The sequence below is a fragment of the Nostoc sp. CENA543 genome, assembly GCF_002896875.1.
Lineage (GTDB): Bacteria > Cyanobacteriota > Cyanobacteriia > Cyanobacteriales > Nostocaceae > Trichormus.
Genome location: NZ_CP023278.1, coordinates 68,861 through 83,733 on the forward strand (window position 1 = coordinate 68,861; position 14,873 = coordinate 83,733).

At 39.4% G+C, this 14,873-nt stretch carries 13 protein-coding genes and 2 pseudogenes; 11 read left to right on the forward strand and 4 right to left on the reverse strand.

Annotation, left to right across the window (positions count from 1 at the left end; translation table 11 throughout):
- Position 1 precedes the first annotated feature (1 nt).
- From nifS to CLI64_RS00345, 9 genes and pseudogenes are all read left to right on the forward strand, one after another.
- On the forward strand, positions 2–1,204 hold the full coding sequence (nifS, locus tag CLI64_RS00305; RefSeq protein WP_103135373.1) for a cysteine desulfurase NifS: 1,203 nt from the start codon (positions 2–4) through the stop codon (positions 1,202–1,204).
- Between the two features lie 129 nt (positions 1,205–1,333).
- Positions 1,334–2,236, forward strand: coding sequence for a Fe-S cluster assembly protein NifU (gene nifU / locus CLI64_RS00310; protein WP_103135374.1), 903 nt, complete (start codon positions 1,334–1,336; stop codon positions 2,234–2,236).
- A gap of 261 nt (positions 2,237–2,497) precedes the next feature.
- Positions 2,498–2,938, forward strand: a pseudogene (locus CLI64_RS00315) (AAA family ATPase); the annotation flags it as partial.
- A 269-nt stretch (positions 2,939–3,207) separates the two neighbouring features.
- Entirely contained in the window at positions 3,208–5,895 is a 2,688-nt protein-coding gene (locus tag CLI64_RS00320; protein ID WP_103135375.1) for a nuclease-related domain-containing protein, read from the forward strand.
- 2 nt (positions 5,896–5,897) lie between these two features.
- Positions 5,898–7,511 (forward strand): lipopolysaccharide assembly protein LapB, encoded by a 1,614-nt coding sequence (locus CLI64_RS00325; RefSeq protein ID WP_103135376.1) that lies wholly within the window; start codon positions 5,898–5,900, stop codon positions 7,509–7,511.
- Positions 7,512–7,694: 183 nt separating this feature from the next.
- A complete protein-coding gene (locus tag CLI64_RS00330) occupies positions 7,695–7,919 on the forward strand; it encodes a type II toxin-antitoxin system HicB family antitoxin (RefSeq protein WP_015137578.1) in 225 nt (74 codons plus the stop codon).
- Between the two features lie 11 nt (positions 7,920–7,930).
- The gene (locus CLI64_RS00335; RefSeq protein WP_015137577.1) at positions 7,931–8,143 is read left to right on the forward strand and encodes a type II toxin-antitoxin system HicA family toxin; all 213 of its coding nucleotides are present in this window, start codon (positions 7,931–7,933) and stop codon (positions 8,141–8,143) included.
- A 192-nt stretch (positions 8,144–8,335) separates the two neighbouring features.
- Entirely contained in the window at positions 8,336–8,596 is a 261-nt protein-coding gene (locus CLI64_RS00340; RefSeq protein ID WP_103135377.1) for a hypothetical protein, read from the forward strand.
- Positions 8,589–9,008 carry a hypothetical protein gene (locus tag CLI64_RS00345; RefSeq protein ID WP_103135378.1) on the forward strand — a complete coding sequence of 140 codons (420 nt, stop codon included), beginning with the start codon at positions 8,589–8,591 and terminating at the stop codon, positions 9,006–9,008. Before CLI64_RS00340 ends, CLI64_RS00345 begins: the two co-directional genes overlap by 8 nt.
- 100 nt (positions 9,009–9,108) lie before the next feature.
- On the opposite strand, the gene CLI64_RS00350 is transcribed toward CLI64_RS00345, so the two are convergent.
- Positions 9,109–9,714 (reverse strand): hypothetical protein, encoded by a 606-nt coding sequence (locus CLI64_RS00350; protein WP_103135379.1) that lies wholly within the window; start codon positions 9,712–9,714, stop codon positions 9,109–9,111.
- 113 nt (positions 9,715–9,827) lie between these two features.
- Positions 9,828–11,255, reverse strand: coding sequence for an integrase (locus CLI64_RS00355; RefSeq protein WP_103135380.1), 1,428 nt, complete (start codon positions 11,253–11,255; stop codon positions 9,828–9,830).
- Positions 11,256–11,364: 109 nt separating this feature from the next.
- On the opposite strand from CLI64_RS00355, the pseudogene nifH reads away from it, so the two are divergent.
- A pseudogene (gene nifH / locus CLI64_RS00360) lies at positions 11,365–11,826 on the forward strand (nitrogenase reductase); the annotation flags it as partial.
- Positions 11,827–11,965: 139 nt separating this feature from the next.
- On the forward strand, positions 11,966–13,408 hold the full coding sequence (gene nifD, locus CLI64_RS00365) for a nitrogenase molybdenum-iron protein alpha chain (RefSeq protein WP_103135381.1): 1,443 nt from the start codon (positions 11,966–11,968) through the stop codon (positions 13,406–13,408).
- Positions 13,409–13,629: 221 nt separating this feature from the next.
- Here the strand turns inward: nifD and CLI64_RS00370 are convergent, their stop codons facing one another.
- On the reverse strand, positions 13,630–14,295 hold the full coding sequence (locus CLI64_RS00370) for an EcsC family protein (RefSeq protein ID WP_225977456.1): 666 nt from the start codon (positions 14,293–14,295) through the stop codon (positions 13,630–13,632).
- Between the two features lie 249 nt (positions 14,296–14,544).
- Positions 14,545–14,805 carry a BrnA antitoxin family protein gene (locus CLI64_RS00375; RefSeq protein ID WP_103135383.1) on the reverse strand — a complete coding sequence of 87 codons (261 nt, stop codon included), beginning with the start codon at positions 14,803–14,805 and terminating at the stop codon, positions 14,545–14,547.
- Positions 14,806–14,873: the final 68 nt, after the last annotated feature.

Sequence of the window (14,873 nt, forward strand, 5' to 3'; positions counted from 1 at the left end):
CATGAGTGTTATTTATTTGGATAATAATGCTACCACTAAGGTAGACCCAGCAGTTGTAGAGGCTATCATGCCCTACTTGACCGAATATTACGGTAATCCATCTAGTATGCACACCTTCGGCGGGCAACTGGCCAAGGCTGTGAGAACAGCGAGAGAACAAGTTGCAGCCCTATTGGGTGCTGATGAATCGGAAATTGTCTTTACAAGTTGTGGAACTGAAGGTGATAATGCTGCTATTCGCGCCGCCTTATTAGCCCAACCCGAAAAACGCCACATCATCACCACCCAAGTTGAACACCCCGCAGTCCTCAATGTCTGCAAACAATTAGAAACCCAAGGCTATAGTGTTACATATCTGTCTGTAAATCGTCAGGGGCAATTGGATCTAGATGAACTAGAAGCCTCGTTGACAGGTAACACCGCCCTGGTGACGATTATGTATGCCAACAACGAAACCGGAACTGTATTCCCCATTGAGCAGATTGGGATGCGGGTGAAGGACAAGGGCGCGATTTTCCATGTAGACGCAGTGCAAGCAGTAGGTAAGATACCTCTGAATATGAAGACCAGCACCATAGATATGTTAACTATGTCTGGTCATAAAATTCACGCTCCTAAAGGTATTGGTGCATTATATGTGCGCCGTGGCGTGAGATTCCGTCCCTTGCTGCTTGGTGGACACCAAGAAAGAGGCCGACGCGCAGGGACAGAGAACGTACCAGGAATTATCGGCTTAGGGAAAGCAGCAGAGTTAGAAATGCTGCATTTAGAAGAAGCGACTAAGAGAGAAAAACGGCTGCGCGATCGCCTCGAACAAACCTTACTCGCTAAGATTCCTGAGTGTGAAGTTAATGGTGACATTACGCAGAGATTGCCTAACACCACTAACATCGGATTTAAATACATTGAAGGCGAAGCAATCCTGCTCTTATTAAATAAATATGGCATCTGTGCCTCATCTGGTTCGGCTTGTACCTCTGGGTCGCTGGAACCGTCCCACGTCCTCCGGGCAATGGGTTTACCATACACCACCCTCCACGGTTCGATTCGCTTTAGTCTTTGCCGCTACACTACGGAAGCTGAAATCGATCGCGTCATCGAAGTCATGCCCGAAATTGTCGAACGCCTCCGCGCTCTCTCGCCCTTCAAAAATGACGAAGCGGGTTGGCTGCAAGCACAAGAACAAACATTGGCTCATAGGTAAGGGACTGGGGACTGGGGACTAGGGACTGGGGACTAGGCAAGAGTTTTCCCAGTACCCGATCCCCAATCACCAATCCCCAATCCCCAAGCCAGCAATCCAAAATCCAAAATCTAAAATCCAAAATAGGCCATGTGGGACTACACAGATAAAGTATTAGAACTGTTTTACGATCCCAAGAATCAGGGAGTCATCGAAGAAAACGGCGAACCTGGCGTGAAGGTTGCCACCGGTGAAGTAGGGAGTATTGCTTGCGGTGATGCGCTGAGATTGCACATCAAGGTTGAAGTCGCAACTGATAAGATTCTGGACTCTCGCTTCCAAACTTTTGGCTGCACCAGTGCGATCGCTTCTTCAAGTGCCTTAACCGAAATGATTAAGGGTCTGACCTTAGATGAAGCTCTGAAAGTAACAAATAAAGACATTGCTAATTACCTCGGTGGCTTGCCAGAAGCTAAAATGCACTGCTCTGTGATGGGGCAAGAAGCTCTAGAAGCTGCTATCTATAACTATCGTGGCATTCCTCTGGCTGCCCACGATGACGATGATGAAGGGGCTTTAGTTTGCACTTGCTTTGGTGTTAGTGAAAACAAAGTTCGTCGCGTCGTGATCGAAAATAACCTTACCAGTGCGGAACAAGTAACAAATTACATCAAAGCTGGTGGCGGATGCGGTTCCTGTCTCGCTAAAATTGATGATATCATTAAAGATGTAAAGGAAAAGAACGCCGTAACGAATCTCAACACAAATAGCGTAACTCCAGCGAAAGAAATACCTATTTCTGGGCAAAAACGACCCTTAACCAGCGTCCAAAAAATTGCCCTCATCCAAAAAGTATTAGATGAAGAAGTTAGACCCGTCTTGATAGCCGATGGTGGAGATGTAGAACTCTACGACTTAGACGGTGATATTGTCAAAGTAGTGCTGCAAGGCGCGTGTGGTTCTTGTGCCAGCTCTACAGCCACATTAAAGATAGCAGTTGAATCAAGATTACGCGATCGCGTCAGCCCCACTCTAGTAGTAGAAGCAGTCTAGTAAAAGAGTCAACAGTCAATAGTCAACAGTCAATAGTGAAAAATAAATAGCTTTGGACTTTGGACTATTACTCTGGACTAAATCAAGAACTTTCACAACTACATAACGAACGATCATGAGTACAAATTCTAGCTTGTTTTCCGTAGAGCGATCGCCCCCCTTCGGCGACGTTCTACCAAACCTCACAGCCATAGCTCAACAGGCGTGAGATCCAAACACAAAGACCGACCAACTAACCAACACTAGCAGGAAAAGAGAACAATGACTGACGAAAACATTAGACAGATAGCTTTCTACGGTAAAGGCGGTATCGGTAAATCTACCACCTCCCAAAACACCCTCGCAGCTATGGCAGAAATGGGTCAACGCATCATGATCGTAGGATGCGACCCTAAAGCTGACTCTACCCGTTTGATGCTCCACTCCAAAGCTCAAACCACCGTATTACACTTGGCTGCTGAACGCGGTGCAGTAGAAGACCTCGAACTCGAAGAAGTAATGCTGACCGGTTTCCGTGGTGTTAAGTGCGTAGAATCTGGTGGTCCAGAACCCGGCGTAGGTTGCGCTGGTCGTGGTATTATCACCGCTATTAACTTCTTGGAAGAAAACGGTGCTTACACAGACCTAGACTTCGTATCTTACGACGTATTGGGTGACGTTGTGTGCGGTGGTTTCGCTATGCCTATCCGTGAAGGTAAAGCTGTGTTTGCTAAAGTTTTGATTATGCAATTGACTGAAGATTTTGATTTTATATCACCCTAATTTTTCCCTGATGAGAGTTAATTAAAATTAGCAGTTTACTTTATTTTTATGGTTATATTTACCCTATATTATCCCTAAAGTCAATATCAATACATAATCTTTGATGAATAATTTACACAATTTGTATAACTTACGTATGAGTAACCAAAATAGAAGTTATATTTGTATAATACTTAGATTAGTGTTTTCCCGAAAACTTGCTTTTATAAATGGTTATCCGTACTTATCGCACACAACCTTTCGAGACAACGCATGAAAACCGTATCTTTGATGCGTTGCTGAAAGAATTAGAACAAAACTGGGCTGATTCAGAAGAACTGTTAATCCTACTGGGAAACTTTTACTGTAATGGTTCTGAAATAGATGCGACTATTTTGAAAAGGAAAAGTATTACCGTCATCGACTTTAAAGACTACGGAGGAAATATCCATTTTTCTGAAAATGGAAAATGGTTTGCAGATAATGTGCAGATTAAAGGAGGGAATAAGGAAAATCCCTATTTGCAGATTAGACACAATAAGTTTGCATTGCTTGATTTTCTGAAAGGAAGACTTAATTTACCATCCGGTAAACAACCAAATTTTGGACATATATCTGGGTTAGCACTATTTCATAAACCTATCATTTTTGATGAATTACAGTTACCAGGTACAATTTCCCCCTGGTTTCATATAGTTGATATTGATCATGTAACGGAACGAATGGCACAAATCACCAGTCGTGAAATTGATCTGACTCATCACGATTTAGAAGCGATAGTTTCATTTTTTAGCATTCCTGAATATATCCCAATAGGAAGAGGTTCTAAAGCTGTTACCCCTCAGTTTGAAGACGATAATATTCCAGACATTGAATTACCAGAATATCTCCAATCTCCTCTGTCACAAATTACCAAATTTTTGGAATCCCCAGAAAAAATTTTAATTTTGAGTGGAATGATTGGAACTGGATTAGAAGCATTTTTCAAACTTATTGCTAATCAAGCCTTAAAGCAAGGGAGGAATTATTCAGTTTTAGCACCCAACCGTCGTATAGCTTATCGGTATCCTGTTTCAGAAGCAGAGAGCATTTATACTTGTATTTATTCAGGAAATCCCAAAATCAAACAAGATAAAATTATTTATGACTTAATTACAAATCAAAATAATGACAGACATTTGTATATTATTGGGGATAGTCATTTAGTTTCTGACGCAAATTTTGAAGCTAATCTTAGGTGTTATGGTAGTGGTCAACTTCTTACTGATTTATTTAATTTTGTTGATATCGAAAAGTCAAATAGACAAATTATTTTTATTGGCGATCCATTTCAAATTCCACGGGGTAAAATTGATGAATCAGCTTTATGTTCTGAACGTATAACCGCTATTACTGGTTGTCCAGTTAAAACAGTTTATCTTGAGTATATTGTTCCTGAAAATCAGAATAGTTTGCTTATTAAAAATGCTTTAGAATTGGCAAGTAGCATAAGAGATAAAAAATTTAATTATCTTCATATAATGACAGATAATTTACAGTGTCTAGCATCACCAAAAGAAAAAGAGGATAAGTATAAATTAGTAACGTCTTTGTTTGAGCAAGAATCAAACTCCACCAAATTTTTAGCTTACTCTCATGCAAAAGTAAACGAAATTAATAATTGGATTCGGCACAAAATTTTTCAAAGAGATCATAATATAGCCTGTGGAGACATCGTAAATATCCATAATAGTTTTTTTGTGAAAAATCATGATATTCCCGATAGTTCAATTTATGTCCCAAATGATTCTTTCGCAGAAGTTATAAAAGTTAAGGAAGATATTCAGCCATTAATACAAACCCTCAAAGGCAGAGATCAGCCAATTAAAGTTAACTTTATTCATCTTCGAGTACGCTTAATTCACAATAATCAAGAGGTAGAGTTTTTGTGCTTGAAAGACTATTTATATGCTGAAAAACCTGAGATAGATAAAGATACTCTTTTAGCACTTTATATCTCTGCAAAGACAAGGTTTAGGCAGTTGCAGAATAGACAAACAACAAACATAGAAGAATCAGACTATGAAGAGTCAGTTGCTTTAGCTAATTTTTTGCGAGGTGATCCTTACCTGAACGCAGCACAATTGAGGTTTGGATATGCGCTAACAGTTAATCGAGCGCAAGGGCAGAAATTTAGGACTGTAATTGCCAATATGGATACTAATCAAGGGAAGACAAATGAGACTTATTTTCGTTGGGTTTATACTTTGTTTTCTATAGCCAATGATCAGCTAATTTTATCAAATATTCCCTCAATAACACCTTTTGATAGAGCAATATGGGATGCTAGTAATAGCAAGCTTGATTCTATTCGACCTTGTAATATCATAGCATTTGATCCTAATTCTGAAATAGGTGTTGCCAAAATTGCAGAGTTTGATATTCCAGAAATAGCCTTGAGAAACTTTTATCTGTATATCAAAAATAAATTAAATGCTCAAGCTATCAAAATTAAATCTTACAAACATCATAATTACCAAGAAGTTTATAGTTTTGAGAACCAAGATAGCACCGCATCTTGCTCAATACGCTTTTACTATAACGGAAAATATCAAATTAGTAGAGTTGAAACAATAAATTCTCATCCTTCCTATTTTGCTGATCAAGTATGTAACATTATCTCATCTGAAATTGTATTTGAAACTCAAATACAAAAAGAAATTTACAAAACAATACATAATAAATTAGAAAGACATCAAATTTCAATCCAGGCAATTGAGCATAATAATTATGAAGAAATTTATTATGTATTTTCAACAAATTATGGCATGAAATTAAAAATCTCATATGATGGAGACGGGTTTATAACAAGGTTGTCTCCACTGGGATTTTCAAATTCTGAATTTATAGAAGCAGTTCATATAGCCTTGGAGATTTAATCATGCAACCAGATCAAGAAGTTACAGTATTAAGAAGAGAAGGACGATTAGAAGAAGCTTATTCGAGAGGATATGAACTGCTACAAGAATACCCAGAAGATACAAGACTCCGTAATAGTATTGGCTGGGTTCTTTACGAAAAAATCAAAAATATAGTTAATTTAGCGAATCAATCTCAAGCAGCAGTAAGTGAAAGGCAAACTAAGGATATAAGACAAATCCTCGGAGAGTATTATAGGTTTAACCTATCTCGACCTGATCTTCTTTTTAGTCGTTTATTAGATCAAACTCTTAGATTTCCGAAAGATTTGGAATTTCTTCCAAAGTTTATGAAATGGGCTGGAATGGATAGTTTCAGACCAGAAGATTTCCGTACAGGTAGGCAAAATGACAGGGTGTTTGAACCATTGGTGGAGAAAGCAGCAAGAAAAATTGCCAAAATTGTTCAGAATTTAACAGAGGATTCTGATTTGCAAGAGTTTGCTATTTTACTAATAGATAAAGCACTTTTAGAGGCAGAAGTTCAAAAGCCTGAGTGGTTACACTACAACAAAGCTTTGTTACTAAAACAGTTAGGTCGATTAGAAGAAGCTAAAGCTCTTTTGCTATCATTTATTCAAGTAAAACGCAATGAATTTTGGGCATGGCGTGCGTTGGGTAAAGTTGTAGAAAGTTCCGATACCTCACTAGCGTTAGCTCTTTATGCAAAAGCTTGCTTAACCTGTAATGATTTGAATTTTGGTGTTGGTGTTTTTGAGGATCTCAGCCGGCTTGCTGCTCATCAAGGTGAAATATCCTTGGCAAAATGGGCTGCTGATCAAGCTTTTACTGCTCGCAATCAGAACCAATGGAAAATTCCTCAGTCGCTGCGTGAGTTATTAGAGGCTGATTGGTACTTACAGACAAAAGATATTATCTCTGCAAAAGAATTTTTGGTAAACTTAGCTGCTGATGCAGAGAAAGTAATTTGGGTAAATTGTCCACGCTATAGTGCTAACTTCCTTGGTATATTTACAACCCAAAGTGGTAAGCAAATGGCCAAATTTGGGTTGTTATCTAACAGATGTTCTCAAGAATTAGCCAGTCCAGCACGAGGTTTGCTCAATAACTTAAATCTTGAAATTGGTGAGCCAGTCACAGTAACCGTTGATGAAACTGGTGAACATCGAACTGTAGTTTTGATTGAAAAACGTCAGTCAGGTATTTATTTTGATCAGCTAGACCGTATATATGGAATTGTTGATCACCATCACGAAGCAAAAGCTTTTATTTACTTAAATCCACAAAAGCAATTTACACTCGCATACACTGATTTTCCGGTTATACAAACTATGAAACCTGGAATGTCTATAGAAATGATATGTGCAAGACACGGCGATCACATCAATCCGTACCAAGTGTTTGCAGTTCCTTTTCGCCAAACAGGCAATATTTCTCTTGTGGTTGGTGTTCTGCGGTTACATCAAAATGGATTTGGTTTCGTTGGAGATGCTTTTGTTTCACCTGAGTTAGCTAGTCAGTTTAAGGATGGGCAAGAGGTACATCTGATTGTGGCGAAAAAATTAGATAGGAAGAAAAACCAATTGGGGTGGAAAGCGATCGCCATAAAATCATAAAGGGATAGTAAAATCAGACCTAAAATTCCCCTAGTTAACATACCTAGAGCGATCGCAATGCAGGGATGAGTATTTGTACTACTAATGCTGGAGCAAGATTTGCGATCGCCAAGTTAGAATGTCTTTGGTATTCATCTGGTTATTAGTTATTCTTATGTAGACAGAACGAATGGAGTTGATATAGTGCAAAGTCCGATATCTACTCACTTAACTATTGAAGTTGAACAAGAAGATGACGGTCGTTGGATTGCAGAGATTATAGAAATACCAGGCGTAATGGTTTATGCTGCGACTCAACAACAAGCCATCTCTAATGTGCAGGCTTTAGCTCTGCGAGTGATTGCTGACAAACTCGAACATGGCGAAATTAGCTTAGGTTTAACCAGTCTCACCTTTATTGCAGCATAAAGGATGGTGATATGAGCCAATGGTCATCAACAAAAGCCAGACAAGTGTTAGCTGCACTAGAAAAAATTGGATGGATCGTTAAAAGACAAACAGGTTCGCATAAAATCTTAGAAAGAGAAGGTTGGGATGACTATGTATTTGCGTTTCGGGATAGTGATGAAATTGGCTCGAAAATGCTCGCTCGCATCGCTAAAAAAACAGGATTAAAACCAGAGGATTTATAAGAATAATTTAGAAAAACTTGAACATATTCGCGTAAAATTTTCAAAAAGGGAAACCATAAACATGATAAGGCAAATTATGCGATCGCAAATTTAATTGATACTTGATGCAGTGATATATGCGGTGAGCAAAGTTAAAGTATTGATAGTTGCTATTATCATAGAAAAATCATCGAACTTTTAATCAGTGGCAATATGTCTCTCAATCACTTAATACCTGCTGTCAGCCAGCTATCCCACCAAGACAAACTACGCCTCATCCATTTTCTCTTGTTAGAGGTAGCAAAAGAAGAAGGATGTAATCTCGAATCAACTCATCATCAAGAACCGGAAAACCTGCTATTAGAGCAACTAGCATCGACGGAAGCTGTTGTTTGGTCTCCCTATGATGCCCATGAAGCCGCCCAAACATTATCTGATATGCTTACCGCGCACAAGGAAGAAAACAATGCTTGAGGGTAGAAGATTTCCCTTCATTGAGCGAAGTAATACCCCTAGTTTTTCTAGCACTATGCCCTATTTGCCATTGAGTTTGACTTACAAAAACCGCTCTCTAGAAGCTATGGCTTTGCTAGACACAGGTGCAAGTGTGAATGTTTTGCCTTACGAATTAGGCTTGCAATTGGGAGCAGTTTGGGAAGAGCAAACAGTCTCAGTTCAGTTAACGGGAAATCTCGCTCGTTCGCCAGCACGGGGATTAATTCTCTCAGCTACAGTTGCTGATTTTCCCCCAGTTTTGCTTGCATTTGCTTGGACAGAATCGAGGGAAGCACCCCTGATACTTGGACACATGAATTTTTTTGCCGAGTTTGATGTCTGTTTTTACCGCGCAGACTTAGCCTTCGAGCTGCGCCCAAGAATTAAATGATAGAGCATTTCTGCAACAAGCCACGCGATCGCCTATGGAAGTTCAATATTTTGTATGGTGATCAATTCAGTTGGGTTTACAAATTTTTTTAAGCTAACATTTATCCCGCATTTTGCAGCATCCAAACTAACATACCCACAATCTTTTCCACAGGTAGGAGAGGATAATCTAGCAAATCGATAGTTACTAAATCATTTTCTAGCTTGAGAAATCGCCACTGTGTACCACTGCTAATTGAACCATAAATAGTCCGAATTGGACGATTTTTTGCCGCGTTAAATCTTTGTGCAGCCACCATCTCTGCAATACATTGTCCAAACCCAGTTCTTAAATCAGCCTTTTTTGCTTCAACAAGTACAAGTACAGGTGCTTCTATTTCTAATACTTCCGTAGACCGACTTAACAAAAAATCACACATTCCATTCAGTCCAACTGATTCATCAACTGTAAAATCTTCACCCGAAAATAAGCTAACTTGCCGATTTAATATCCTTCTTACTTCTAATAATATTGGATAAATAATTCCTTCTGAACGCGCTTTTTCACTAGCAGAAGAAGCAATTGGTAGACTTTCTTCCAGATATGTCTTAAGTATTACAGATACTTCTATTTCTTCGATTTCAGGAATAAATCTCCCACCTTCCTGTGTTCTTAGCCCAAAAGCTTCTTTAACCTTACTAATATTAGTAAATTGGCAATAAGGCATAATTTATCACATTCCTTATCTTAAATTTTATTGTTTTGTCTTTTTGGATATTTGGACAAAAAGAATCCAAGCCTTGATTACCAATCATATCCTATCTCGACTTGCCCCATAGTTTAATTTATTTTCTGCATTAACTCTGGATTTTTTGTCTGTAAGCGCAACCTCTCATTTTCTAACCTCAACTTCTCATTTTCTTGCTGAAGCTCAATCACCATATCTTGTAATTCTTGCACCTTAGACTTTTTCTTAATTGCTTCTTCAATGGCAACCTTGCGATTTTCTAAACTAAACCATTTTTGATAAATTGATGTGTGCATATTCACCGAATGACCCAAATTATCAGCAGCAGCCTTAATTGGTATTCCCATTAAATGCGCTCGAATCGCCCAAGCATGACGTAAATCATAGGGTTGAAAAGTAATACCGACAAATCTAAACCATCGGTCTGTACCATGTCGCGCTGAATTAATCTGTTGAGTAGAAACTTTATTTTGGATTTTTGCTTTCAATAACTCAATTGCTTCTATATCCGTTTTTAAGTTAAAAGTTTCTACCCAACGGGGATATAAAGGCAAAGCTTCCCTTTCACCTGTTTTACATTCTTCATTCACACGCCAAGTATTCATCGTATTATCTGGTGATAACCACCAATCTAAATCAGGATTGAGAAAAATTTCTCTAGGTCTTAATCCATAGGTTGCTAACATTCCATATACCCAACGCCACAACTGCCAATTATTTCTATCTTCCCTTGTCAGCAACTTACTGGGACGATTAATAGCATAAGTCTCAAACTTGAGATATTCCTGTTCTATTTCTGCATCAGTCGGTATATCACGCTTGCGGGTAGAACTAGGTTTTATTTTCAGATTACTTAATTCTGGAACTTCTAAACCATAACACTTACACAACACCCTAATAACTTTAATTAACTCATTTTTGACACTATCTGATGAATTACAACAGTTTACAGCTTCAATAAAATTGGCATTGTTTGCTAGTTTATCCTTGGGCAAATGTGTTTGAGCAATATAACGATAACTATTAAATGTATTTTCACTTCTCAAAGTACGTTTTCGAGTTTGGAAATAATTGTTCTCGAAATCTGTAATCAAATCACCAATTGTTTTTGCTGTAGTTTTCTTACGAGTCTTGCCTAAGTATTTATCATTCCATTGAAATTGTTTTCTTGCTATTAGCCTTCCTAACTCATGGGCTTCTTCTTCAGCAGTATTTAACCCATCAAAATTAAATGGGATACCCAAGGAAATGTCGTATTGCTTTGTTCCTATACTGTTTTTATCAATATCTCCTGGTTTAATGGGTAGGGTAGTTCTCAGTTGTAGTGCTTTACCAGATTTTCTGATGGAAACATTCACCCTAGCAGCTTTTAGTCTAGCATTTACCGCCTTTAACTCGATTTCCAATTTTTCCGCTAGGTGATTTTCTTGATTTGTGACTGCTTGCATTCTGCCTAAATATCCTCCATCAGTGATGGCTGTTTGTTGAAAATCGGCAAATGCTTCCTGTGTTCTGTTCATACCCTAGATTTACCCTAATAAAAAAACTGTCCATCATTGACATTGATGACAGCAAACATTGTTAAAAATGAACATTTTCGGCTATTAAGAGCATATCACTGCTCTTACCCGTGAAGGTAAAGCACAAGAAATTTACATCGTTACCTCCGGTGAAATGATGGCGATGTACGCTGCAAACAACATCGCTCGCGGTATTTTGAAATATGCTCACTCCGGCGGTGTACGCTTAGGTGGTTTGATCTGTAACAGCCGTAAAGTTGACCGTGAAGCTGAATTGATCGAAAACTTGGCTGAACGTTTGAACACCCAAATGATTCACTTCGTACCTCGTGACAACATCGTTCAACACGCTGAATTGCGTCGTATGACAGTTAACGAGTACGCTCCTGACAGCAACCAATCTCAAGAATACCGCGCATTAGCTAAGAAGATCATCAACAACGACAAACTCACCATTCCTACCCCAATGGAAATGGATGAATTAGAAGCTCTGTTGATCGAATACGGTATCTTAGACGACGATACCAAGCACGCTGACATCATCGGTAAGCCCGCAGAAGCTACCAAATAAGTCATGCCGTAATTAGGAGACACGGAGAAAGGAAGATGCGGAAGTAATTCCCCTTCCCACTCTCCCTTCCCCACATCTCCCTCTCCTTCTCCCTATATCTGTTCTATTTCCCCATTCGTAAGAGTCATTGAGGCAGACTATGACACCTCCAGAAAACCAGAATCTTTTAGATGAAAATAAAGAACTTATTAAAGAAGTTCTCCAAGCTTATCCCGAAAAATCTCGCAAAAAACGCGAAAAACACCTCAACGTTCACGAAGAAGGCAAATCTGACTGCGGCGTTAAGTCTAACATCAAATCCGTTCCTGGTGTAATGACCGCTCGTGGTTGTGCTTATGCAGGTTCTAAAGGTGTGGTTTGGGGTCCTATTAAGGACATGATCCATATCAGCCACGGGCCTGTAGGTTGCGGTTACTGGTCTTGGTCTGGTCGTCGTAACTACTACGTAGGTGTAACAGGTATCAACTCTTTTGGTACCATGCACTTTACATCAGACTTCCAAGAACGCGACATCGTATTCGGTGGTGACAAAAAACTCACTAAACTCATCGAAGAACTAGAAGTTCTCTTCCCTCTCAACCGTGGTGTTTCCATTCAATCTGAATGTCCCATCGGTCTAATTGGGGATGACATCGAAGCTGTTGCTAAGAAAACTTCTAAGCAAATTGGTAAGCCAGTTGTACCCCTACGTTGCGAAGGTTTCCGTGGTGTGTCTCAGTCTTTAGGACACCACATCGCTAACGACGCTATCCGTGACTGGATCTTCCCACAATTTGACAAGGCTAAGAAAGAAAACAAAATTGACTTCGAGCCAAGCCCCTATGACGTAGCATTAATCGGTGACTACAACATCGGTGGTGACGCTTGGGCAAGCCGGATGCTGTTGGAAGAAATGGGCTTACGTGTAGTAGCTCAGTGGTCTGGTGATGGTACACTCAACGAGTTAATCCAAGGGCCTGCTGCTAAGTTAGTTCTGATCCACTGCTACCGTTCTATGAACTACATCTGCCGTAGCTTGGAAGAAGCTTACGGTATGCCTTGGATGGAGTTCAACTTCTTCGGCCCCACCAAGATTGCTGCTTCCTTACGTGAAATCGCAGCTAAATTTGATTCCAAGATTCAAGAAAACGCTGAGAAGGTAATTGCTAAGTACACACCAGTAATGAATGCTGTACTTGAGAAGTACCGTCCCCGCCTCGAAGGTAACACCGTAATGTTGTACGTAGGTGGTCTACGTCCTCGTCACGTTGTTCCCGCCTTTGAAGACTTGGGTATCAAAGTTATCGGTACAGGTTACGAATTCGCTCACAACGACGACTACAAACGTACCACCCACTACATCGATAACGCCACCATCATTTACGATGACGTTACCGCATACGAATTTGAAGAGTTCGTTAAAGCTAAGAAGCCTGATTTAATCGCTTCTGGTATTAAAGAGAAGTACGTCTTCCAAAAGATGGGTCTTCCCTTCCGTCAAATGCACTCTTGGGATTACTCCGAACCTAGCGATGGGGTACAGATGTCAGATAAATCAATATTTTCTGGTGATGGGAGAAAAATAAGTCTATTTTTAGCCTAAATGCAGGTTGTAGAGTTATCTGAGAACAATATATTTTTGCGGTTTAAGACAATATAACTCTTATCGGGTCTGGTTTTTGGGTTTTGCTTGAATTTTGCTTAGATGAAAATTGTAAAATAAAAGACTATTTTGATTGATATTATTTTAGATTAATTTGGGTAGGTTGGGCGATCGCACCCTCATCATTTCATTAAGCGAGTGCGATCGGTTTGAATTTTATTTCATTTACCTCCAGCTTTGACAAATACTTTTTTTGCCGTTTTTCCACAACTATTCACAAACACGCCATCAAACGTGCCACCAACAACACCACCCACTAGAGGCAACATTTTCATAATATTAATTACACCTTTTTCCCCAGCTTTTGTGATTAGTCGGAATCCAATTTTTTTATTGATTTCAATTAGAACTTTACCAGGTATCTGTTTGATTAGATTTTGACAAACCTTTGTGCCGATTGTAATGCCTGCGGTTTTCAGAATTTCTTCGCCTGCTTCGCCTATGAGACATAAAAGAACCATTGTTCTAACTTGTTCCGAGTGAATATCATATCCTCTCAGGTGAGCTATTGCAGCAGCAGTGTTTGCTCCAATAGCATAGGATGCGGCTAAACCTGCCGGAATAGTAATAGGCATTGCTGCAATACCCCCTAATCCAGTGATAAAACCTGTACCAGCAGCATAAGTAGTTCTCCATGCAATTATTGATTTAATGGCATCTTCAACACTGGCCGCTTTGCTCAGGTAGTCGGCTGCAACTGTTTTTGCTGGTGGCAAAACTCCTAACCCGTTAATCCCAGCATTAGCTATCCACTCAAGAGTTGCTTTTATGAGATTGTTGTTATCATCACCCGCGTTAGTTAGAACCATAAAATTTAAGTTTTGCAAATAACTTAATCTTTTCTATCTCAAGCTTTTGTAGTAGAACTACCGCAATAACTCTTTAGTTCTGTAAATTTACAAATAAGTTTTCATCGTAGCAACACTAATCAACACTAATCACTTTGCATACCATTCATGGCGATCACTACGGTAAGCTACGCTAACGCACTCAATAAACATCATGCAATTACCTTGATTCAATAGGCGATCGCACCAACCACCTACTGTAAGCGATCGCCTAGATTGATTAAACCCTCATTCAGATTCTACTTGGTGAGCTTGTGCATATATCCGCAATGCAGCAGCCATTTTCTGTTCATAATCTTCACCCTGAGACTGAAACCAAGCCAATGTTTGAGGGTCTATCTTGACAAGAACACTCAATGATGAAACAGGCTTCCACCAGCGAGACTTGCTAAAAAACTCCTCAGTCAAAGGTGGAATATCTGATGTATCAATCTCTTCTTCTGACAAGGAATCAAGTTTCTCCCAGTTCGTCTTTGAGGTATTGTTCATATTGGTTAATTATTCCAGTCTGTCTTAATGTTAAGATAACTTAGTAAGATAATATAGTAAGGCTAAGG

What these genes read in the sequence shown, in the direction of transcription:
- nifU (WP_103135374.1), top strand. Translation starts at nt 1,334, where the DNA reads ATGTGGGACTACACAGATAAAGTATTAGAACTGTTTTACGATCCCAAG.
- CLI64_RS00335 (WP_015137577.1), top strand. Translation starts at nt 7,931, where the DNA reads ATGAGCCAATGGTCATCAACAAAAGCCAGACAAGTGTTAGCTGCACTA.
- CLI64_RS00345 (WP_103135378.1), top strand. Translation starts at nt 8,589, where the DNA reads ATGCTTGAGGGTAGAAGATTTCCCTTCATTGAGCGAAGTAATACCCCT.
- CLI64_RS00340 (WP_103135377.1), top strand. Translation starts at nt 8,336, where the DNA reads ATGTCTCTCAATCACTTAATACCTGCTGTCAGCCAGCTATCCCACCAA.
- CLI64_RS00350 (WP_103135379.1), bottom strand. Translation starts at nt 9,714, where the DNA reads ATGCCTTATTGCCAATTTACTAATATTAGTAAGGTTAAAGAAGCTTTT.
- CLI64_RS00325 (WP_103135376.1), top strand. Translation starts at nt 5,898, where the DNA reads ATGCAACCAGATCAAGAAGTTACAGTATTAAGAAGAGAAGGACGATTA.
- CLI64_RS00355 (WP_103135380.1), bottom strand. Translation starts at nt 11,255, where the DNA reads ATGAACAGAACACAGGAAGCATTTGCCGATTTTCAACAAACAGCCATC.
- CLI64_RS00320 (WP_103135375.1), top strand. Translation starts at nt 3,208, where the DNA reads ATGGTTATCCGTACTTATCGCACACAACCTTTCGAGACAACGCATGAA.
- CLI64_RS00375 (WP_103135383.1), bottom strand. Translation starts at nt 14,805, where the DNA reads ATGAACAATACCTCAAAGACGAACTGGGAGAAACTTGATTCCTTGTCA.
- nifS (WP_103135373.1), top strand. Translation starts at nt 2, where the DNA reads ATGAGTGTTATTTATTTGGATAATAATGCTACCACTAAGGTAGACCCA.
- nifD (WP_103135381.1), top strand. Translation starts at nt 11,966, where the DNA reads ATGACACCTCCAGAAAACCAGAATCTTTTAGATGAAAATAAAGAACTT.